The organism is Nocardia cerradoensis NBRC 101014 (genome assembly GCF_000308535.1).
GTDB classification, from domain to species: domain Bacteria; phylum Actinomycetota; class Actinomycetes; order Mycobacteriales; family Mycobacteriaceae; genus Nocardia; species Nocardia cerradoensis.
In genome coordinates, this window is sequence record NZ_BAFW01000115.1 from 1 (window position 1) to 21,641 (window position 21,641).

Annotated in this window: 16 protein-coding genes and 2 pseudogenes; 3 read left to right on the plus strand and 15 right to left on the minus strand. The window is 68.5% G+C overall.

The genetic code is table 11. The annotated features are described in order from the left end of the window. A pseudogene (locus tag ON23_RS12340) lies at nt 1-424 on the minus strand (hypothetical protein); the annotation flags it as partial. Nucleotides 425-591: 167 nt separating this feature from the next. Between ON23_RS12340 and mug the strand changes: the two are divergent. Then, entirely contained in the window at nt 592-1,155 is a 564-nt protein-coding gene (gene mug, locus ON23_RS12345; protein ID WP_039778257.1) for a G/U mismatch-specific DNA glycosylase, read from the plus strand. A 19-nt stretch (nt 1,156-1,174) separates the two neighbouring features. Here the strand turns inward: mug and ON23_RS12350 are convergent, their stop codons facing one another. The 4 genes from ON23_RS12350 to ON23_RS12365 all read right to left on the minus strand — a co-directional run bounded on the left by ON23_RS12350 (nt 1,175) and on the right by ON23_RS12365 (nt 5,555). Beyond that, complete coding sequence (locus tag ON23_RS12350) at nt 1,175-2,401, minus strand: vWA domain-containing protein (protein WP_039778258.1); 1,227 nt, start codon at nt 2,399-2,401, stop codon at nt 1,175-1,177. Continuing rightward, nucleotides 2,398-3,627 carry an AAA family ATPase gene (locus ON23_RS12355; RefSeq protein ID WP_039778259.1) on the minus strand — a complete coding sequence of 410 codons (1,230 nt, stop codon included), beginning with the start codon at nt 3,625-3,627 and terminating at the stop codon, nt 2,398-2,400. Before ON23_RS12355 ends, ON23_RS12350 begins: the two co-directional genes overlap by 4 nt. Before the next feature lie 45 nt (nt 3,628-3,672). Beyond that, nucleotides 3,673-4,896 carry a hypothetical protein gene (locus tag ON23_RS12360; RefSeq protein WP_306307120.1) on the minus strand — a complete coding sequence of 408 codons (1,224 nt, stop codon included), beginning with the start codon at nt 4,894-4,896 and terminating at the stop codon, nt 3,673-3,675. Between the two features lie 230 nt (nt 4,897-5,126). Then, nucleotides 5,127-5,555: a GtrA family protein gene (locus ON23_RS12365; protein ID WP_244969626.1), complete on the minus strand. Its 429-nt coding sequence runs from the start codon at nt 5,553-5,555 to the stop codon at nt 5,127-5,129. Nucleotides 5,556-5,761: 206 nt separating this feature from the next. Between ON23_RS12365 and ON23_RS12370 the strand changes: the two genes are divergently transcribed. Continuing rightward, nucleotides 5,762-7,069 (plus strand): MATE family efflux transporter, encoded by a 1,308-nt coding sequence (locus ON23_RS12370; RefSeq protein ID WP_083903875.1) that lies wholly within the window; start codon nt 5,762-5,764, stop codon nt 7,067-7,069. Here ON23_RS12370 and ON23_RS12375 read toward each other — a convergent pair. The 6 genes and pseudogenes from ON23_RS12375 to ON23_RS40055 all read right to left on the minus strand — a co-directional run. Further along, on the minus strand, nt 7,056-7,466 hold the full coding sequence (locus ON23_RS12375; protein ID WP_143860290.1) for a hypothetical protein: 411 nt from the start codon (nt 7,464-7,466) through the stop codon (nt 7,056-7,058). The genes ON23_RS12370 and ON23_RS12375 overlap by 14 nt on opposite strands. Before the next feature lie 297 nt (nt 7,467-7,763). Then, nucleotides 7,764-8,786 carry an LLM class flavin-dependent oxidoreductase gene (locus ON23_RS12385; RefSeq protein ID WP_039778264.1) on the minus strand — a complete coding sequence of 341 codons (1,023 nt, stop codon included), beginning with the start codon at nt 8,784-8,786 and terminating at the stop codon, nt 7,764-7,766. Next, nucleotides 8,783-9,607: a DUF1684 domain-containing protein gene (locus ON23_RS12390; protein ID WP_039778265.1), complete on the minus strand. Its 825-nt coding sequence runs from the start codon at nt 9,605-9,607 to the stop codon at nt 8,783-8,785. Before ON23_RS12390 ends, ON23_RS12385 begins: the two co-directional genes overlap by 4 nt. A 479-nt stretch (nt 9,608-10,086) precedes the next feature. Continuing rightward, complete coding sequence (locus ON23_RS12395) at nt 10,087-11,271, minus strand: NAD(P)/FAD-dependent oxidoreductase (protein WP_039778267.1); 1,185 nt, start codon at nt 11,269-11,271, stop codon at nt 10,087-10,089. A 376-nt stretch (nt 11,272-11,647) separates the two neighbouring features. Further along, nucleotides 11,648-13,024 (minus strand): lipase family protein, encoded by a 1,377-nt coding sequence (locus tag ON23_RS37860; RefSeq protein WP_051042562.1) that lies wholly within the window; start codon nt 13,022-13,024, stop codon nt 11,648-11,650. A gap of 816 nt (nt 13,025-13,840) precedes the next feature. Then, nucleotides 13,841-14,350: pseudogene (locus ON23_RS40055) on the minus strand (hypothetical protein); the annotation flags it as partial. A gap of 78 nt (nt 14,351-14,428) precedes the next feature. Between ON23_RS40055 and ON23_RS12405 the strand changes: the two are divergent. After that, complete coding sequence (locus tag ON23_RS12405) at nt 14,429-15,700, plus strand: MFS transporter (RefSeq protein WP_039778273.1); 1,272 nt, start codon at nt 14,429-14,431, stop codon at nt 15,698-15,700. A gap of 101 nt (nt 15,701-15,801) precedes the next feature. Here ON23_RS12405 and ON23_RS12410 read toward each other — a convergent pair whose 3' ends face one another. From ON23_RS12410 to ON23_RS12425, 4 genes are all read right to left on the minus strand, one after another. Next, on the minus strand, nt 15,802-17,322 hold the full coding sequence (locus tag ON23_RS12410) for an MFS transporter (protein WP_244969556.1): 1,521 nt from the start codon (nt 17,320-17,322) through the stop codon (nt 15,802-15,804). Between the two features lie 61 nt (nt 17,323-17,383). Continuing rightward, entirely contained in the window at nt 17,384-18,067 is a 684-nt protein-coding gene (locus tag ON23_RS12415) for a hypothetical protein (RefSeq protein WP_039778268.1), read from the minus strand. A 33-nt stretch (nt 18,068-18,100) separates the two neighbouring features. Continuing rightward, on the minus strand, nt 18,101-19,522 hold the full coding sequence (locus tag ON23_RS12420) for a condensation domain-containing protein (RefSeq protein WP_245555937.1): 1,422 nt from the start codon (nt 19,520-19,522) through the stop codon (nt 18,101-18,103). A 31-nt stretch (nt 19,523-19,553) separates the two neighbouring features. Beyond that, the coding region (locus ON23_RS12425) for an SDR family NAD(P)-dependent oxidoreductase (protein ID WP_039778270.1) at nt 19,554-21,641 on the minus strand (2,088 nt) is incomplete at its 5' end.

The following is a 21,641-nucleotide window of genomic DNA, read 5'->3' on the forward strand; positions in this document are numbered from 1 at the left end:
CATCATCACCGGCCGCTGAACCGATATAGAAACCGCCCGCGTGAATATCGAGATAGACGCCCCGGATCTCGGTCTCCCGGGGAACGGTGACCCGAACCGGAACTCGACGGCCGCCGGCTTCGGCCATCTGCTGGGCGGCCCGGTTTCCCGACGGCGGCCGGGACGCGGCGTGCCGCGCCCGGACCCGCCGCAATTCCTCGTAATTTCCGGGACCCGCAACGGGTTTCGAGGCGGCATCGAATTGCCGGATCTCCTCGACGTGCGCATCGAGTGCCGCGTCGATCAGCCACTTCAGCCCGATTTCCATGATCCTCCTGATGACGCCGCAAGCCTGCGGCACGGAATGGGCTGCTCCCGGCGCATCGAGGCCGGACAACCCTGCGTTGTTCACTCGGATGCAACCAGGCGCGGTGACCTGGATCAAACAACTGAATGCGCCGGTGTGCACAACCATTGGTTGAACATCCAGGTGACGGCAACTTCTCCCAGCACATTCCGGGTGGCCGGCACACTCCGGCCAACCCGCGGGCACTCCGCGCAGCCGACGACCACCGTGGGCGGTCGTGGCGCCCCGTCCGGCAGACTGGGCGGATGGCACATTCCGCCGCGTACCGCCCCACCCCGGCGGATCTGGCCGCCGCGAAGGACCGGACCATTCCCGATCTGGTGGCACCCGATCTGCGGGTGCTGTTCTGCGGCATCAATCCGGGCCTGTGGTCGGGCGCGACCGGCCACCATTTCGCGCGGCCCGGAAACCGCTTCTGGCCCGCACTGTTCCGTTCCGGCTTCACGCCCCGCCTGTTCCGTCCCGATGAGCAGAAGGAACTGCTCGCCCTCGGGATCGGCATCACCAACGTCGCCGCGCGAACGACGGCGAAGGCCGACGAGCTGACCGCGGCGGAATTGCGCGACGGCGGCCGGGCGCTGGCTGAGCGAGTGCGGCACTACCGGCCCCGCGCCCTGGCCGTCCTCGGTCTCGGCGCCTACCGCACCGCCTTCGGACGGCCGAAAACCACCGTCGGACGCCAGGCCGAAACCCTGGGCGCCACCGACATCTGGGTACTGCCCAACCCGAGCGGCCTCAACGCGCACTACACCCTCGACGCCCTGGCCGCCGAATTCCGCATCCTGCGGGAAGCGACGGAATCCGACTGACGGACGGCGAACACCGCTGTCATCCGATCCGCACGACCCGTGCCCATTCGGGCGGCCGGGCCGGGACGTACTCCGGATCGGCTTCGCTCCACGACCGTTGCCGCCCCAGCAATCCCACCACCGTCCGGCAGGCGGGCCGCGACGCCGGCCATGGTGTGTGACCGTCGGTCAGGACCACGATCACGTCCGGACGGGCTTGCGCGCGTAGGGCTTCGGCGAAACCCGCGCGCAGATCGGTGCCTCCGCCGCCGACCAGCGTGATGTCTTCCGCGCGGCACAGCGGCTGCGCGATCCTCGCCGCGGCGTCGCACGACAGAACCTCGACCAGATCGCGGCGGCCGCCCACGGCACGGACGATGGCGAACGTTTCCAGCAGGGCGCTGCCCAGTTCCGCGTCGCTGACCGACCCCGAGGTGTCGATAACCACGCTGACTCGCGGCGGGGTGTGCCGCAGGCTCGGTAACACCACTCCGGGCACTCCGACCGATCGCCGAGCCGGCCGGCCGTAGGTGTAGTCGTCACCGGCGCCGGACGCGGAGACCGCGGCGCGGATGGCCCCGCGCAGCAGGTCGCGCCACGGCTGCGGTGGATGCAACGCCTCCTCCGCCCAGCGCCGCCACCCCCGGGGCGCGTTACCCGGACGACCGTCGATGCCCTGCGCCACGCGGAAGCGGACCGCCTCGCATTCCTGATCGTTGAGGCCGTTCGCACCGTCGGGTCCCAGCTCCCAGTCGCGGTCGAGTCCGTCGGCACCACTGCCGCAATCCAGCCAGGCCATGTCCTGGGTGTGCTGCCCCAAGCGGAATTGGCGCAGGTAATCCTCCATGAGTTCATCGCTGGGCAGTCCCAGGCTTGCCGGTAGGACAGCTCCCACGGGCTGGACCAGTCCGTCACCGAACGCATCGTCGTTGATCTCGGCGTCCGCGGCGATATTCATGCGCAGTCGTTGCGCCGGGCCGGTCAGGTCGTGCTCGTGAGCGAACCGGTCACTGCGCCCGTGATGGTCGCGCAGCAGATGCGAAACCTCGTGCACCAGAATCGAAGCCAGTTCCTCCACGGAGGTGCGGTCGACGAACACCGGTGAGACGTAACACCGCCAGTACCGGTCCACGCCCATCGTCGGCACACCCCGTGACTCGACCAGGTGCACCGCGTACAGAGCGGTGGCCAGATACGGTCGGGCCCGCACCGCCAGCAGGCGGGCGGCGCAGAGCTTGTCGACATCCACGGCCGCGGGCGCCGTCATCGTCCGGCCTGCGCGGCGACGCGATCCGCGGCGCGATCCGCTGTCCGCGACACCTCGACCATTCCGGCGAGTCGCTCGATCGCGGCCGGGATCTCCCAGTGGTCGCGACGCAGTGCGGCGAGAGTGGTCGCGGGAACGACCACCAGATCCGGCGCTCCGGTCTCGACGGCCTTCGCCAGCAGCGCCCAGGCCGCATCCCAGCGCGACTTCTCCGGTTTGCGGCGGACCGCGGCCACCACACCGTCGAGCACCGCCTGGCGCAGATCGCCACGCTCCGGCAGGTCTGCGGTATCCGGATCGGCGAGCAGGTGCTCAGGGTCGGGCAGTTCCATCCGGTCGATGCTGGTGAGCAGTTCGAAGCCGGGACCGTCACCGACGGTCCCCCGCACCAGCAGGGACAGGGCCTCCCGGCCGGCACCGGCCGCAGTGGCGAAGGCGATCAGTCGCAGGGTCATCTCCCAGGTGCGCGGCGAGGGCCAGGCGCCGCCCCGGCGTGCTTCACCGCTGGGCATCCGATGCACCAGCGCGGGCCGGGCGGCGAGCAGCCCGCACACGGCGCGGCGGGCGAAAGACACTGCCGCCGGGAACATTTCGGGATCGATCGTGGGCAGACCGGCGCGCGGCCAGACTCCGCCGAGACCGCGCACGACGACGTCCGGGTCGTGCGTCCAGGTGAGGTGGACGAATCGGTTGGCCAGTGGCGCGCTCAGCTCCCAGCCGTCGGCCGCCGAGGAGCGCGGGTTGGCGGCGGCGACGATGCGGACACCGGCAGGTAGCCGCAACGCGCCGATCCGGCGTTCGAGGACGAGGCGCAACAGCGCCGCTTGCACTGCGGGCGGTGCGGTCGACAGTTCGTCCAGGAACAGCAGTCCGCGACCGGCGCGCACGAGCCGGACCGCCCAGTCCGGCGGAGCCAGCGGCACACCCTGGGCCGCGGGATCGTCTCCGACGACGGGCAGACCCGAGAAGTCGGACGGCTCGTGCACGCTCGCGATCACCGTGGTCAGCGGAAGGTCCAGGGAGTCGGCGAGCTGGGTCAGCGCCGCGGTCTTGCCGATCCCGGGTTCGCCCCACAGGAGCACCGGAAGGTCCGCGGCCACGGCCACGGTCAACGCCTCGAGTTGGATGTCGGAGGCCGGCTCGGTGGTGGATTCGTTCAGCAGGGTCAGCAGTTCGCCGGCGGCGTCGATTCGGGCTGTGCCCGTGGTCGAGGCAGATGTGGTCATCGATGAATCACCTTGGTGTCGAAGAAGTCGGGTGGATGTGCGCGGTCAGCGCGCCATCGCGTGGCGCGGATGGGTGCGGTGGTGTGTGCGCCGTTTTCTCGGTGGAGCGGATTCCGTTGTCCTGCTGCAGAATTGCCGGTAAGCGTGCTCGCGTTGCGCCGCCGCCTCCAGCTCGTCGCGCAACGCTCCCGCGCGCAACCGCGCATCGGGTCCGAGCAGGGTGTCGACGACGGCCAACGCACCGGCGACATCGCCGTGACGCAACCGATCACGAACGCCGGCAAGGCAATCCGGTCGCCGGTGCGCCAGGTCGATCGCTTGCAGGCAGGGCAGCGGTGTGCCGGACAGGGCGACGAGCAGTTCCTCTCGCCGCAGCTCGGCCGGGCTGTGATCCAGCGCGGTCAGCGTGCCGTCCACCAGTCCGATCCGGTGCTGCTCTCCCCGGCACTGCACCAGGTGCGCACGGTTGTCCCCGCTGGTGCCGGAAGATGCTGCGGCCGAGGAGAACTCCGGCACGAGCGCCGAAGCGACGAGGGGATGCAGGCGATCGGCCGTGATCGCACCGGCCCGCAGCAATGCCAGGTCGGGCAGCAGCCAGGTCGCCGCATACGGCAGGACGGGAAGCGCGGATACCGCGCCACGCGGGTATGGGTGCGCGATTCGGAGCGCGGGCGGGTTTCCCTCGTACTCGAGGATGACCCGGTGTCGCGCACCGAATCGCACTTGCAGCAGACCGCGCGGACCACCGTCGGTGCGCAGTAGCAACTCCGCCTCGGCCGCCCACCGGTCGACGGCGCATCCCGGCGGGACGTGCTCCGCGATCACGACTTCCGTCCCCCGCGTGTCGGCCGTTTGCCCTGTCCCGCAACGTGTTGCGAGTTCCTCGGTACGTCGCGCGTCCCAGAGGTGACGGTGCAGGTCCAGTCGGAAGCGGCGGTTGGACCGGGGATGCGGATGCGAGCCGATGCCGCCTTCGGGACGGGATTCGTCCCACAGCGCCAGGCTCATGCGTTGTCCGGAGTCCGCCCACGTCGGCGCGGTACGGACGACGAGGTGGATGAAACCCGCTCTACCGCAGCGCTTTCCGCGTTCTCCGGGGTCGTACCGGGCCAGCGTCGTCGTCAGGCCGGGCCGTAACAAGCCGTCGGAGGCGACCCTGGGCATATGCCAGCGCAGCAGATCCGGCGCCAGGTGCCGCAGATCGTCCAGTACCCGGGTGGCGAGTTCGCTGCCGTGGGTACGGGCCAGTGCGCGTGGATCGACGTCCACGTCGACACCCGCCGCGGCACACGCTCCAGCCCAGTCCCCGGCACGACGCCGGGTCGTCGCGGTCTCGATCATGGCAGGCGGTACGGCGAACTCGCGTATCCGCAGCCACAAAGGAATTCGGGAATCGTTCCCGTTCGCGGTCACAGGGTGCATCAGCACTCACCGTGTGCGAACGAGACCCCCAATCCTGAATCGTAAGAAGTCGTCATCGCCGTCGATGATACCGCCTCTCAGAAGACGAAGCCACGCAGAGCCAGGAACCGCAGACCGCCGACCCCGCCCGTGACGGCGAGGACTGCGCTCGCCTGAGCGAGATCGCCGAGGCCGGGCGCCCAGAAACGGAGACCCGCCAGCGCGGCCGTACTGATCACCACACCGAGGAGCGCGAGGCCGCCGCCTTCCCATTGCGCGGTGAACCAGCCGACGCGGCCGGCCGCTCGGAAGGTGAGCCGGCGGTGCAGTTCGTTCGCGATCGCCGTACTGACCAGCGAGCCCGCGATATTCGCGACGAGCGGCCCGACCCCGATCATGACCACGAACAGCAGTGCGTAGGCGATATTGCTTGCGCCGCCGACCAGCGCGAAACGGATCAATTGGGCGAAGGCGTGATTACCGCCCAGAAACCGCCGGCCACGGTCGTACCACTGGGAGTGCAGCATCGGCGGGAGTTCGATGCCGTCCCACACCGCATTCCGGGCTCCGACCGTGGCGAGTGCTCCGCTGTTCATGGAAGAACTGTCTTCCACGCCGCTGTCACCGGACTGACGCAGCGCTGACACGTTACTTACACGGAATCCGGTGCGTGTAGCTCGCGTTACTCGCACCACTGGAAGAGTTTGTGCGGGAACGCTATTAGAGTCACTCCATGGGGAGGCAGGCGCGGATCGCGCGACTTCGTCAGGTGAGCGGGCTGGCAGCGCCCGTCGTGCTGACCTCCGCGACGACGCTGGTGCTGGGCGTGACCGATACCGCGCTGCTGGGCCACCACTCGATCGAAGCACTCGGCGTCTCCGCATTGGTCCTGCCGGTATGGATCTGGTGTACCGCGCTGGTGGTGCCGTGGGGGTCGGCCACCCAGATACTCGTCGCCCACCGGCACGGCGGTGGGGACATCGACGCGGTCCGGACCGTGGCATCGACAGGGCTTTCGGGCGCCGCCGTGGTCGGTGTGGTGGTCGCGGTGGCCGCGGCGGTGGCCGCACCCGTGATCGTGGCGCTGACCGCGCCGGTGGGCCTGGATCGGCGTGACGCGACGGTCATGGTGTGGATTCTGTTGTGCGGGTTGCCGTTCACGGCCGTGACGGCTCATCTGCGTGGGGTACTCGCCGGCATCGGTGATACGCGATCCGGCGCCCGGGTCGCGGTGGCGGTGGCCGTGCTGAACGTGATGGTGTCGTGGATCCTGATCTTCGGTGCGGGGTGGGGGCCCGCGGGGTCGGCGATCGGTTCGACCGCCGCCGTCGCGGCCGGGACGGTCGCACTGATTCCGCGTGTTCGCCGGGCCATCGGCCTCACCACCGGCTGGAATGACACGGTGTGGCACGCGGTGACCAGGCTCGCCGTGCCGGATGTCGTATTCGGAGTCGTCGCCTACGGCAGCGATGCCGTGATCACGGCAGTGGTGGCGCGAGCGGGGACGGTGAGCTTGGCCGCCCATCGGATGATGAGTCTGGCGGTGTCGCTGGTGTGGATGCTCGTGTTCGGAATCGGTGTGGCGGTGGCGCTTCTGGCGGGTCAGTGCCTCGGTGCCGGTGACGATCGCGGGCGCCGGGCTGTCGTGCGGGCCGGCGCGGTGCTGATGATCGGTGCCTCGGGTGCGGTCGCGCTGCTGCTCACCGCGCTGTCACCGGTGGTGTTCCGGCTCGTCACGGGTGACGCCGCGGTGAGCGCGACCGGGCGCGGGGTGGTGTGGTCGTTGCCGGTGCTGGCGCCGGTCATGTCGATCGGCATGGTCTACGCCGCCCAGCTGCGCGCGGCCGGGAACACGAAGGCGGTCATGTCCGCATCCGTGTTCTCGGTCGTCTGCGTCACCCTGCCCGCGGTGTGGCTCGCGGCCGCAGTCATGCACTGGGGGCTGCCGGGTGTCTACCTGGGGATCGTGGCGGGCTGGACCGCCCGCGCCGCGGCCACCCGCCGGCGATGGCGGGCACAGGTCGCCGTTACCCCAGTTTGAACACGTTGGCCTTTCCGGAGACCACGGTGTCCTGGGGATCCACCAACGCCACCCGGACCTGCACGGTCTGACCCTGCTGCAACTGCGCGGGCGACCCGTCGGGTCCGGTCAGCTCGACGACGGTGCTCTGCGTTTGCCCGTTGCAGGTGACCTGCGGTTGCGTACCCATCGCGGACGGTGCGTCGGCGTTGGGATCGCCGACCATGACCTTGACCGCGGACGTGCCGGAATTGGCATCACAGGTGTAGTCGACCCCGACATTGGCCGGCCCCACCCCTTTGATGTCGATGGTGTTGGCGGCGAGCGCTGGAGCGGCCGTCGACACGGCGGCCAGCCCCATCCCTGCCAGGGCGGTGACGAAAAGTGCTGAGCTTCGGGAATTCCGGCCGGTCATCATCGATCTCGTCCTCCTGGCTCGTAGTACGAACGGTGATACCGAATACGGTGGAACGCCGGTGTCGTACCGCGGATCGGTAGACGCGCCGACACCGTTGCCGAGCACTGGTGTGGATACCCGGAAGCGCCGGTTCAAACTCGCGGACTGATCGTTGCGATGAGCGAGGCCACGCTCGGCAGAAGCGAGCTGGGACCGCTCGAGCGGTCGGCGATCCGATCATCGCCGCCCTGCGGCTCACGCCTGGGCGTGGTGTGTGGACCACACCTGGTTCGCCGAGCGGGGTCTTCTCGCCGCGGCCTAGGCGAGTGCGGGTTTCCACCCCAGCTCCGGAGCGATCAGCTCCACCGTGTCGTGCAGAATCTGCTCGTAGTCCGCGCGATGGAACTCGTAGGGCAGCTCCAGACGCAGTTCGCCGGTCTGTGCGAGGACCGGATCCGCGCGCAGCTGTTCGAGGATCTGCTCGGCGGTGCCGACGACATCCGGGGCGAACAGCACCCGCCGCTCGCCCTGCGGGCCGAGGGTGCGTTCGTGACGGCCGGCGGCATACGCCCGGTACCGCTCCCGGGTCGCGCGGTCGGCGCTGTCGAACGGGACGATCACCCGTCCGATCGCGACGCGCGCCGGTCGCGACGGATCGATGCGTTCGCGATAGTCGTCGATGAGCCCCAGTTGCGCGGTCACGAAATCGTCACTGCGGTCACCGAATACGATATTTCCGCTGAGCAGATTCAGTCCGTTCTCCGCCGCCCAGCGCACCGACCGGGTGCTTCCACCTCCGTACCAGACGCGGTCGGCAAGGCCGGGGCTGTGCGGCTGGAGCCGAGGGCGCTGGGTGTTGCCCGGCGAGTGGATGACGGTGTCGGCGTCGCCCAGGTAGTGGCCGCGCAGGTTGTCTATCAGGCGGGCCACCCGGCCGTAGGACAGGTCGAAACTGCGCCAGTCGCCGTCGAAGACCAGATCACCGATCAGGTCGGCGTGCGGTGGCGTCCCCGCGCTGAAACCCGGCTGCACACGCCCCTTGGACAGCACATCGGCCAGCGACAAGTCCTCGGCCAGCCGGAACGGGCTCTCGTACCCGATCGGAATCACCGCCGCGCCCAGCTCCACTCGGCTCGTCCGCTGGGCGGCCGCGGCCAGAAAGACCGCTGCCGAACCGACTCCGTGCTCGAGATGCCGCTGCCGGATCCACGCGCCGTCGAACCCGAGTCGCTCGCCGTATTCGAACAGTTGCAGCGTGTCCTCGAGGCCGGTGTACGGATCGTCGTCGAGGTAGTTGCCCGGGGTCAGAAACGCCAGCGAAGCGATCCGCGGCGAACTCATCCCTGACGCTCGTAGGGAATCTTCTCCCCCGCCTCGACCGCGATCGGCAGCCGGTTCTCCGCCGGCGGCAGCGGGCAGGTCGCCAGATCGGTGTACGCGCACGGCAGATTCACCGCACGGTTGAAGTCGAGCACCACCGTCCCGCCGGCATCCGGCGCCGGCACCTGCAAGACCCGATTCGCCGCGTAGGTGGTGACGCCGGACGTCGCGTCTGTGAACAACACCGACAGATCACCGGGGTTCTTGCCGGGAAAAGCGGTGAGGCGCAACGACTTACCATCGACCTCGAACTCGATCTGTCCCGGCGCATCGTAGACGTGCTCGAGTCCTTCCACCGCGGCGCCCACCGTCGTCGGCCGCGGCTCCTCGAAGGCCACGTAGCGTCCGGTGACCGCCCACTTCGGGTCCGGCGCGAACGCCGGAGTGCCGCGGAAAGCGGTGCGCAGCGAGGTGTTCGGATGGCGAGGGCGCACGATGTCATGGCCACCTCGCTTGGCGACCTCGATCACCGCATCTCCCCAGACCGCGTTCACGCCACCGCGCTCGGGGATGACGCCGAACCCGTAGCGGCCGCGCACCGGCTCGCCGTCGACGACCAACTCCTCACCCTCGTCGAGCACGACCACCACGCCGTCGGCCCCGGTCGACCAGGTGCCGGGGGCGTCGTCGAAGCGCTGCGGTTCCTCGGTGAGCCAGTGCAGACTGGTGATGGCGAGAAAGCCGTGCCGGTCGGACAGGTGCGCTTCCTGCCGCCGATGCCATTCCTCCCACTCGGTGGTGAAAGTGTCCGCGTCGGTGGGCGACGGTGCCGGTGTTGCCATGGTGTCGATGTAAACGGATGCCTCGGTCCGCGCACAGGCTTCCGCTCAGCCCGAACACAATTCGAGTGTCGATCGGCGCGGTGATGATCATGTTGCGCAGCCGGTTACGAGTGGGGGCGCAGTCGGGGTCGGGTGAATTTTTCGTGCGAACCTTCGCGGGATTGCGCGAAAACCGCAAATAACGGCGAGGTTTGCACGATTAGTACACCCTCCCCGCCGGACCACTCGCCACCGGCGAAGACTCACGCCGAGGGCCCCTCTCGCGCACGGTGTCACCGACGCGGTGTCCCCAGCGGTGACATTCGCCTGGCGTCTGTCTCCGTCGGATTCGCCGACCGGCCCCACAGGCGCGACCACGGCACCTCCCAACGTCGGTATCGGGGCTTACGGGCCTGCGTGTCTCCTGCTGCACTGAAGGTTTCGGCCGCCATCCGTGTGCGGTCGCGGCAGGGAGCCGCGTACAGCCGCATGAACCGGTCCTAGTCAACCGGAACAGTGTTGTCGTGCCGTGCCTGCAGCTGCGCGGGCCGATGCTTGCCGTCGGAGAACCAATGGTGCGAGCCGGGTTTGCGGGCCTCGGTCGCCAGATGCTTGATCCCCGCCTCGCATGCGAATTCCTTGAGTTTCTTGCCCGCGAACCCGCCGAAGTACAGCCGCATGGCGGTCTCGTCCTTGTGACCGAGCTGATAGATCCCGGCGTCCCGGCCGAAGCTGAGGCACATGGCGGGGAAAGCGAGGTCGATCGCCGCGGGCTGTTCCCCCGCGATGCGGTGCAGGACGGTGTCGGCGGCGTGCGCGCCCAGGCAGTACGCCGTGTATGCGCTCATGCGGAACGGCAGATCCGAGGGGGCCGACGAATCACCCGCCGCGACGATGCGTTCGTCGTCGACGCTGGTCAGTGTCTCGTCGGTGAGCAGCCGCCCGGCGGCATCGACGCTCAGCCCGCTGCGAGCGGCCAAGTCCGGCACGCCGAAGCCCGCCGCCCAGATCGTCACAGCACTGGCCAGGGTCCGGCCGTCGCCGAGGACCACCGCGTCTCGCCCGATCGCGGTGACGGTCGCCCCGTAACCTTCGACGACCGTCACTCCGAGTTTCGCGAGGTACTTGTGCGCCGTGCGCCGCGCCTTGGGATGCAGGTACGGACCGAGGACGCTGCCGCACACCAGGGTGACCGCACGCCCTTGGCCGGCCAGCTCGGCGGCGGTCTCGATCCCGGTCGGCCCGCCCCCGATCACCGTCACCGCGGCCGACGAGGGCGTATCGAAGAGAACCGAACGCAGCCGCTGCGCAGCCTCCAAAGTCGCTATCGGATAGGCGAATTCGGCCGCCCCGGGCACCTGCGGCGCGGGGATGCCGCTACCTACCGCATAGATCAGATAGTCGTAGCCGATGCTGTCACCGCCGGCCGGCTGCACCGTGCGCCGCACCGCGTCGATCCGCGTCACGCTGTCGATGACCAGCCGCACCTGCTCGGCCAGGACATCCGGGTAATCGACGACCGCATCGTGCGTCGCGCCCACCAGCTGATGCAACCGCAGCCGCGGAACGAAGACCCGGCGGGGGTTGATCACCGTCACCCGCACGTCGTCACGCTGCGTCAGGCGGTTGGCCGCCATCACCCCGGCATATCCGCCGCCGATCACGAGGACTTCGTTGTTCGTCATGTCTTCCTCCGTTTGCTGAGGGGGTCGGGCATAAGACGCCGCATCTCCCGCGCCTGTGACAGGCCGTGAGGTGGATCACGAAAACCCGGATCGGGTCGTGTCGGCTGAACTAATCGTGCAAACCTCCGCGAAGAAGGCGAAAAACCGCACAAATGAGCGCGGTTTGCACGATTAGCGCGGCCTGACTAGCCGCACGCCCACATCCTGCGTCGCATCCACCGCCCGTCTCGTCCTCGATATGCCGAGCCGAGGCGGCAGCACGGTGTGCCGATGCCGGGCCGGGCTGTCGCTACTCCGCCGGACCCACTTGTTGCCAGACCTCATGTGTTCACCATCGGGGCCGGCCGCTGCCACCGGCGCCGGCCGCCGACGGATGTCAGCGATCCTGGCTTGGACCCGAGGATCGGCTCGGAGGTGGCATTACTGCCCGTGCGGGTGGTGCGGAGGGTTTCTCGGCCGCGGGACCGTCACCGGGCGCACTGCTCGAAGTGCTCTGCCCCGGTGCGGCGTCCGGGCGTGGCGCCACTTCGCAGGCGTTCGGCGCCGGGACACCGGACAACCGTTCGCCCAGCCACTGCGTCGAACCGAGAAAGCCGTCGAAGTAGCCGAGAATGTGCTCTCCGCCCACGATGCTCTTCGTGGTCGGAACTCCCAGAGCGCACTGTTCGGCATAGAACGCCTCGGCCTTGGCGACCGGCATCCAGGGATCGTGCACGCCGTTGTAGACATAGATCGGCATGCCGGCCTTCCTGCCCTTCAGGCTCAATCGGTGGAACATCATGTCGGCGAATTCGGTGTGAAGCGGGTCGGCCATATTCGCCACGGCCGCATAGGGTACGAACACTCCGATGTCCGCCATGGTCGAACTGCACACATCCTTGAGCGGGGAAATGGCCGCCCATTGCGCCAGATGATTCATGCGGCTGAGGATTTCGGGATGTTCGCGGGCCAGCGCGAGCGTCACCGTGAGCATCAGTCCCGAGGCGTAGGTGCCGTCGAAGGTCTTCGCGAACGATTCGTAGTCGACGGGCAGGCCGCCCATCGCGGCCCCGGCCAGGCTGGGGGTCAGTTCCGGGGCGTATTCGTGCGCGAGCATCGCGGCGGCGTAGCTGGCGATGGCGCCGCCGGAGTAGCCGGTCATCGCGAAACGGCTCTCGCCGAACTCGTCCGGCATCAGATGGCGTATCGCCCGCACGGTGTCGAGCATGATGTGGCCGGCCACGGTCGGCTCGGCGTAGGCCATCAAGGGCCCCTCGTGGTCCGGGATCACGACCGCGTAGTTCCGGCTCGCCGCCCACATCGTCGGTGACGGGACGAAATCGTTGCCGGTGCCGCCGGTCGTGATGTCGAATCCGCGGGAGAACACGTAACCGGGAGTGCAGCGCCGGTTGAGCGCGTTGATCGGCGGCGCGTTCAGCAGCACCGGTCGGCTCCCCGGCCCGGTCCACCCGCCGAAGGGCAACAGCAGTGTCGCGGTCCCGAAGGACGGCGCCCCGGAGGAGTTCGTGGTCCGGAATTTCACCTGTATCGCCCGCTGGACCGGCGTGAGCACCGTCAGGAAGACCATCGGCACCCCCGGCCAGCTGACATCCCGCGATTCGATGACGTCACCAGGTGCGTAATGCCCGAGATCCGCCGGTGCCTCGTCGAAGAACGGATCCCCCGTCGGACTGGATTGAATCGCCTTCCACAGCGCCTGCGGATCCGAAGACCCGCCCGGATCGGCGGCCGCAGACCCGATCCCGGGCAGCACCGACGTAGGCGCGGGAATGGTGTCGTCGAGCCATTTCTGAAACGCCGACGGCCCCGGATCCTTGTGTGCGGCAGGGGGATTCGGCTCGGAGGACGCACCGCCCGGAGCGCCGGCCGACGGCGCAGCAGGACTGGGCGCTGACGGCGCAGGTCGATCGGAGGACGACGGCGCAGCGGGACCGGCTCCCGACGGAGGAGCAGGATCAGCGGCCGACCGCGAAGCAGGGCCCGCCCCGGGCTGCACAGAGCGATCGGCCGTTGACGGCACGGCCGGAACGACCCCGGACGGAAGAGCGGAACCAGCGGTCGACGCCGACCCGGGACCGGCCCCAGACTGTACAGGCCGATCGTTCGTGGGCGGCGCAGCAGGAACGGCTCCCGACGGCACAGCATTATCAGCGGCCGCCGGCGCAGCAGGGCCCAATCCTGGCTGCACAGAGCGATCGGCCGTTGACGGCACGGCCGGAACGACCCCGGACGGCACAGCAGGATCAGCGGCCGACCGCGCAGCAGGACCCGACCCAGACTGTACAGGCCGGTCGGCGGTTGATGGCGCAGCCGGGCCGGACGCGGAAGGCGCGGCATGATCGGGGGCGGGTGGCTCGGCTGGACCGGGCATCGAGGGAACAGCCTGCTCGGGGATGGACGGTTCGCCGGGGACCGATGCGGACGGAGTCGTCTGGCCGGTGGTGGACGGTGCTTGGGTAGGCGACGGCGGGCTGGCGACCGCGGCGGCCTGCGCCAACCCCACTGCACACCCGATCGCCACCGTGACCGCGACGCTCCGCAGACATTTCACGACAACACACCCGCCCTGTCAGAGTTGTACTCGAACCGAAGGTCGTGCAGAAGTGGAACAGTCCCGGCAAATCCGGCACACAAGGGCGCACGTCGGCAGCGGCCGGCGCCGCACCGACTTCCGAAAGATACTCCCGGTCCAGGCGAAATCATCGGATCTGTTGCGGACACGCCCGGCACGTGTCCCTTCGACACCGTCGCACGCAACACCGGTTGGCCTGCGCGGGGTCGAACAGATCGTGCACGCCTCGGCGAAACTTCGCGATGTCCCGATGAGGCGACGCACTTTGCACGATTGGTTCGCCCTCGATTGAACCGGCGAGCGCCGAAAGACCGTGCGTCGCTGTCGCGGTCCTAACGCACGACTTCGGAAGGGGGAAGTCCGGCCGACGCCGCGTCCCTCCAGCGCCCATGCGGGCAGGAGCTCACGCGCCGACAGCCACTCCTCGGGTATTCCGCGTATCGAACCTCGGGAGCCGACTCCCGAGTAGGCGGCCACGATTCCGCCGACGGTCGCGGCGGTGGTGTCCGCGTCGCCGCCCGATCACCGATCTCAGACAGGTTCGGCCACAATGGGCTCCACCACCGAGTGATCGGAGTCCGCCTGGTGACATGTGGCGCTGCCGAAACCGATCGGCTCTCACCCGACTTCCATCGCCTGTGGCAGGCCTCGACCGTCAGTCAATTAGGCAGCGCCTTGGGCGCGGGCGCTCTCCCACTGGTCGCCATCCTCGTCGTGCACGCCTCGGCCCTTCAGGTCTCGCTGATGGCAGCGATCGCCGGAATTGCCAGTGCGGCAATCGCATTGCCGATGGGATCGTTCATCGAATTTCGTCGCAAACGCCCCATCATGATGCACGCCGACCTCGTCTCGTTCGCGGCCCTCGCCAGTGTTCCTCTGGCCGCATGCTTCGGTGCACTGACCTACGGGCAACTCTGCGTCGTACTCGCGCTGCAAACCCTGTGCGAAATGGTGTTCAACGCCGCCAGTGGGGCCTATGTCAAGGCCATCGTCGCCGAGTCGCAACGGGTGCGAGCCAACAGCCGGTTCGAATCGACCTTCTGGACCGCGTCCACCATCGGCGCTCCGATCGGCGGCGTTCTCATCACGACATTCGGCGCGACGATCACCGTGGCGCTCGACGCGGTCAGTTATCTGCTGTCCGCGTTCGGGACCCGGAGCATCGCAACCGTCGAACCGATACCGGCGCATGCCCCCACCGAGCACCAGTGGCGTCGTGAGATCCGCAGCGGATGGACTTATATCTTCGATCACCCCGTACTGCGCCGCCTGTTCTGGAACGGCATGCTCTTCGGCGGAGCGGTCACCCTCACCACCCCCTTGCTCGCCCTGCTCATGCTGCGCGAACTGCACTTCGCACCGTGGCAGTACGGACTCGCCCTGGGGCTGCCCTGCCTCGGTGGCCTGCTCGGATCCTTGTGCAGCCCAAGACTTGTGGCGCGATTCGATCAACGCGCGGTCCTCCTCGGCTCCGGTACGTTGCGTACCTGCTGGATGGGGCTACTCCTGATCGCAGGCCCCAGCCCACTGGGCCTCCTCGTCATCCTGACCGCCGAAACTCTCCTGCTCCTCTGCGCCGGAGTGTTCAACCCGGTCTTCGCCACGTACCGAATGAACTGCACCACCGACGATCACATGAGCCGCGTCCGCACGGCATGGTCGATCAGTGCGAAGAGCGTCCAGCCCGTGTTCATCGCCCTGGGCGGTCTCATCGCGGGCGCGACCAGCCCGCGGGTGGCGATCGGCTGCGCGACCGCAGCGGTGCTCGCCAGCTCGGCCCTCCTGCCCTGGCGGCAAACCGAGACAACGGCGCCACGCGACTCCGACGGAACCGCATCCGCACACTGCGCGGTGTAACAGCGGCACTGCGTCGAGGCACCTGCCGCACGACGCGTTTCGAGCCGACATCACGGTGTGCCGCCGGATACGAACGGCGGCCGACACGCACGCCAGAAACGTCAGTGCTGTGCTCGCGGCAAGGCCAACGTCAGCGCACCCAATCCGAACGACACCACGGCCAGGGCGACCATCATGGTGAGCGCGCCGTCGAGGGTGTGGGAGCGGAAGAACAGGGTGGTCAGAACCGCCAAACCCAGTGCGTTGCCGATCTGTTCGATGGTCGGGACCACACCGGACGTCTCCGACATGTGGTCGGCGTTCAGGCCCGACAGCATGATCGGCTGGATTTGGACTGCGAAGATTCCTACTCCGAAACCGGCTGCGCAGACGGCGGGGGCGGCGATGAGGGGGTTGGCGATGCCGCTGGTGAGGTGGAGGTAGATGGCGCCGCCGCCCATGCAGCCGCCGTAGAGGGTGACGCCTGCGGCCAGGATCAGGATTCCCCATCGGCGGACCAGGAACAGGGAGGCGATCGCTCCGGCGCCGGCGCCCAGCGCGAACAGCGTCATGACGATCGCGGTGTGCCAGGGGGTGTAGCCGAGGACGTCCTGCATCGTGATGGAGGCGGCGAAGACGAAGGCGGTGAACAGGCCGAAGAAGAGGCAGACCAGAATGGAACCGATGCGGAAGCCCTTGTCGGAGAACAGGTCCAGGCGCATCAGAGGGCTGTCGCCGCGGGACGCACGCCTGATCTGGTGGGCCACGAACAGGGCGCACATCACCGCTCCGGCCAGGCCGAGGGCGATCGGCTGGGCTTGCCAGCCGAGTTGCTGTACCAAGGCGAGAGCGTAGACGACCAGGAGTAGGCCGAGTCCGGACAGTGCCGCACCACCCAGGTCGAGGCGGTCGGGTGACGGCGGGCGGCCGATGCGCAGGTAGCGCCAGGCGAGGGCGAAGGCGACCATGCCGATGGGCAGGTTGATCAAAAAGACCGTGCGCCAGCCCCAGCCGCCGATGTCGAGGGTCAGCAGGGCGCCGCCGAGGATGGGGCCGAGCATGCCCGCGAAACCGGCGACGCCGCCGTACATGGCGAAGACCAGGGAGTGGCGTTCGCGGGGGAAGCTGGCGATGAGGATGGCGATGGTTTGGGCTGCCATGCCCGCGCCCGCCGCGCCTTGTACGACGCGGGCGACAACCAATTCCGTTGCCCCCGTGCACAATCCGCACCACACCGATGCGGCGGTGAACGCGACCACCGACGTGAGGAACATGGCGCGGCGACCGACGACGGCGCCGAGGCGGGCGGCGCTGAGCAGCGTGCAGGCGAAGGCGAGTGAATAGCCCGAGATCACCAGCAGTTCCGCCGAACGTGAGGCGCCGAGATCGGAGGTCATCCTCGGCAGGGCTGTGTTGACGATCGTCACGTCGATCATCTGCATGAACACCGCGATCAGACAGCCGGCGAAGGCCAGCCATGCCGCCGATTCGGAAGGCGACGAGACAGCAAGCAGGGCACTATCTTCGGGCTCACCGAGCTTCCCCGGCTCGCCGATGCCATCAACTGTGCTGCGGACCATTCGATCTGCGACCACTGCTCGGTCGCCGCGCGCCGACCGCGCGCTGTCGGTCCCGCCCGTCATCGAGCCACCGCGCTCGCCCTGCGCGTCGTGCCCAACGCCTGTCCGCTCCCGGTCGTGCCCGTCATCCGACGAGCTCGATCACGCTGCGCGGCGCCGACAACGCCAGTTCGGTCGGAAAACTCGAGCGCACCAGACGATGGGGAGGTTCGACCTCGATATGCACCACGAACGGCGGCAGCAATCCGCCGATCATCTTGTCCAGCAACATGTTCACCTGCCCGAAGCTCGGCCGCAGGCGCACCTGGCGGCATTCGATCTCGCCCGCGCCGACTGCCACCACCGCGCGCTTGTCCACGCGGGCGACCAAGGGCCAATGGACCGAGAAGGCCAGCCACGTATCGATCGACTGCGCCGCGCCCTCGGTGAGGTCGAGTCCGCGGAGCAGGGTCATTCCGCCGACGATCGGCATGATGTCGGTGGGGAACGGGGCTGGTGCGCCGCCGATCGGGAGGTGGACGGTGTCGATGAAATGCGCTTCCTCGCGGGAGACGACCACACCGCTGGAGCGGGTTTCGGCGCGGTAGTCCTCGGCGCGCAGGAATCCGCCGATCCGGCCGAAGCGCTGGTCGATGGTCAGCTCCAGTTCGCCGTCGCCGCTCGATGCCTCGAGCAGCGTCCGGTAGCCGCCGTTCTCGTGGGTGACGACGCTGGTCAGCTCGAAACCCGACCTGCGGCCGTCGGTTGCGACCGTGTACCGGCATTTTTCACCATCGGGTATGCCGGGGTCGCGAAAGAGCGTGGGCACGGGGCCTTCCGACACCACGAAACCTCCTGTAGTTCAGTTCGTTTCCGCGCCGTGGTCGATGATCGACGCGAAAACCGTGCGCATCGCCGCGATGTAGCGCTCGACCGAGCCGTGGGCGACCGCGGTGTCGGGGTAGATGACGCTCAGCGTCGTTCCCGACGGCAGCCGGTTGACCCAGATCAGCGCCTCCTCCGAGGCGGCGCGGTTGGCGTAGACGCCGGCCGTCACCTCGTCGAAGAACTCGTGGCCGAGGAAGTCGCGGGCGTCGATGAACGAGATCATCGGTGTGACCCAGCCGGGTTCGGCCTTGATCTCCGAGTCCGCGGGCAGCAGTTCGAGCACCCGATGAAACGAGGTGGGCGCCAAGCGGAGCCCGTTCTCGTAGGCGCGCTGGGCCAGCGTCAGGGTGCGGGTGACGGGGGTACCGGGCCCGAGCGGAAAGGCCACCGGCACCAGCGTCACATACCAGCCCACCGAATTGCCCTCCGCCGCCGAAGTTCTCGTGCTCACCGGCGTCATCCCGAAGTAGTAGTCGGAATCGGTGAGATCGCGTTCGGCCAGGGCCGCCGCCGCGAAGACCCCGCCCACGAATTCCGCGTCGTTGGCCCGGCAGATCTCTTCGAAGGCCAGTGCCTGCTGCTCGTCCAGCAGGGTGACCGTGCGGTGGGCGCTGCGATTGTAGCCGTCGGAGCGCTTGCCCAGGTCCAGCGGGAACGACGGCAGCCGATTGTCGTTGCCGCGCAACAACTGTAACCACTTCTGCACGCCCGGCGAGGACAGCGTCAGCAGATCGCTGTAGGCGCGCTCGGTAACGCAGTAGTCCAGATAGCTCGCCGCCGGTGGCAGTGGTTCGGCCTCACCGCTCAGTTCCGACAGATACAGCTGTGCGAAATCGGACGCGGACAGGTACTGCCCGAGACCGTCGGTGTGCAGGTGGTCGACGGCGAGGTAGACCGTGGTCGCGTCACCGTGTTCGATGGCGCCGAAGGTGAAGCAATCCCACTGGAACGGATCGGGAGTCGTCTTCTCGACGTGCCGGCGAATCGCGGCCGGATCGTCGATCCACCCGTAGTCGATCGGAACGAAGTCCACCACGTCCTCGGGCACCAGATGCCGTCGCACGATGCCGTCGGCGCCGATGTCGAACCAGGTGCGGAAGGTGTCGTGCCGCAACAGGAAGGCGTTGACGATCCGCGTCATCGCCTCCCGGTCCAGGCCACCGGTCGGGATCTGCGCGGTGGCCAGGCACAGTCCGGAGAACCGGAAGTCGGCGGCGGCGTGCCGATCCGCTTGGCGCAGATACTGTTCCTGTTGCAGCGACGGTGGCGCCGGATGCACCGGGGCGGTCCGGGCCCGCGCCACCGCTTCCGGGGACGCGACCCAGGTGACCATCCGCCCCGGTGGCGGTGACCATTCGTCGATGAGTCCGAAATCGACCACGGTTACACTACTCACTTCCACCGGAGGGCACCGACACGGCGGGCCATCAGCTGACCCCCGCCATCTCCGCGACCGCACCGGCCGGCGCGTCGTGACCGTTCGACTCGGGCGCGGGCCGGGAACCGTTCGCAACGGCACCGTCCACTGCCGCGGCCAGGGCCGCCGGATCCGGTTGGGCGCCACCGGGTTCGTGCGCCAGGATCAGTTCGGCCACCTTCGGTCCGGCCTGCTCCAGGCTGAACGAGCGGCCCATCTGCAGCGACATCAGGTCGATGCCGAGCGTCTTGGTGACCCGGGCGCCGAGTTCGACCGCCATCAGGGAATCCAGGCCCAGCTCCGGCACCGGGATCGTCATATCGATGGTGTCGACGTCCACGCCCATCACGACGGCCAGCTCGCCGGCCATCAGCCGCGCGATATGCGGTCCGCGCTTGGATTCCTCCATCGCGGCCAGCTCCTCGCGCAGCCGGGCCAGCTCGGAGGTGTCCTTCGCCGAGGCCCGGGCCAGTGCGGCGGTGCGACCGGTGCGAGCCAGCTGCGGGAAGGTTCCGGTGAGCTTGGCCCAGTCGGTCGGGATGACCGCCACCCGGGTCACGCCCAGGCGCAGGGTCTGCTCCAGGTAGGCGGTGGCGTCGCCCATATCGATCGGGCCGAATCCGACCAGGTCGAGATATTTCTCGGAGGTCTCGTTCGCCGCCATACCGCCGGCGCCGGAGAGGTGTCCCCAGCCGACGCACAATGCCCGCTCCCCCGCGGCCGACCAGCGCAGCGCCAGCGATTCGACCGCGACATTGGCCGCGCAGTAACTGTATTGGCCGTAGATGCCGTACATCGAGCCGCCCGAGGAGCACAGCACGAACATGTCGAGGTCGATACCCGCCTCGGCGACGGCCCGGTGCACGATCTGCGCGCCCAGCACCTTCGGCAGATAGACCTGTTCGAGCTGGCCGAGTTCCATCTTGGCGAGGTTGTTGTCCGCGACCGCACCCGCGGCGTGGAATACCCCGCGCAGTGGACGGTCCGCGGTGTGGATGCGCGCGACGGCATCGGCGACCGCGCCGGAGTCGGTCACGTCGAGCAGTTCCTCGACGATCTCGATCCCGATCGCGCGCCACGCCTCGAGCTGACGACGCGCTTCCTCCGTGGTCGCACCGCGCCGCCCGGCCAGCACCAGTCGCCGCGCACCGCGCAAGGTCAGCCAGCGGCCGATCGCCAGGCCGAATCCACCGAAGCCGCCGGTGATCAGATACGTTGCGGTGTCGCTGATTCCGACATCGGGCAGATACGGGCGCACCGGCGGTTCGGGTGCGTCCACGCGCAACGCGATACGCGCCGGCCGCGACGAGCGCAGCGTCTCCTCGAACGCCTTGCTCACCTCGGCGGTGTCGAACATGTGATACGGCAGCGGACGGTAGGTGCCCTCGGTGACCTTGTCGAACACTCGTTGCAGCAGAGCCGCGAGCCGTTGCGGCTTCACCTTGACGAGGCGATCCAGATCCATCGAGAAGTACGACAGGTTCTTGTCGAAATTGGCCAGTTCCAGTAGCCCACCGGTGTAGATGTCGGCCTTGCCGACCTCGACGATGCGGCCGAATTCGGCTGCGGCGTTGAAATTCTGGCGCAGGATTTCACCGGGTGCGCTGCTGACGATCACATCGGCGCCCGCGCCGCCGGTGATCGCGGCGACCTCGTCGACGAAGTTCAGCGAACGTGAATTCACCGCGTAGTCCGCGCCCATCGCCAGCACGTGGGCGCGCCGCTCCGGGGTGCCGGCGGTGCCGATGACGGTGGCGCCGCGAGCCTTGGCGACCTGGATGGCGGCGGTGCCGACACCACCGGCCGCGCCGTGCACGAGCACCGTCTCCCCCGGTTCCAGCCGGGCCAGATCCAGCAGGGCGTATTCGGCGGTGCCGAAGGCGATGATGCTGGTGCAGTGCCCGGGATCGGTGCCCTCGGGCAGGACGACCGCGAGCTGCCGGTCCACGACCGCGAAGCGGCGCATCATGCCCTTGGCGGCCACACCGACCAGATCGCCCTCGCTCACGCCCTCCACGCCCGGGCCGATTCGCACCACGGTGCCGACCCCCTCCATACCGGGCACGGTGCCGAAATACGTCGGGGCGAGCTCGCGTTC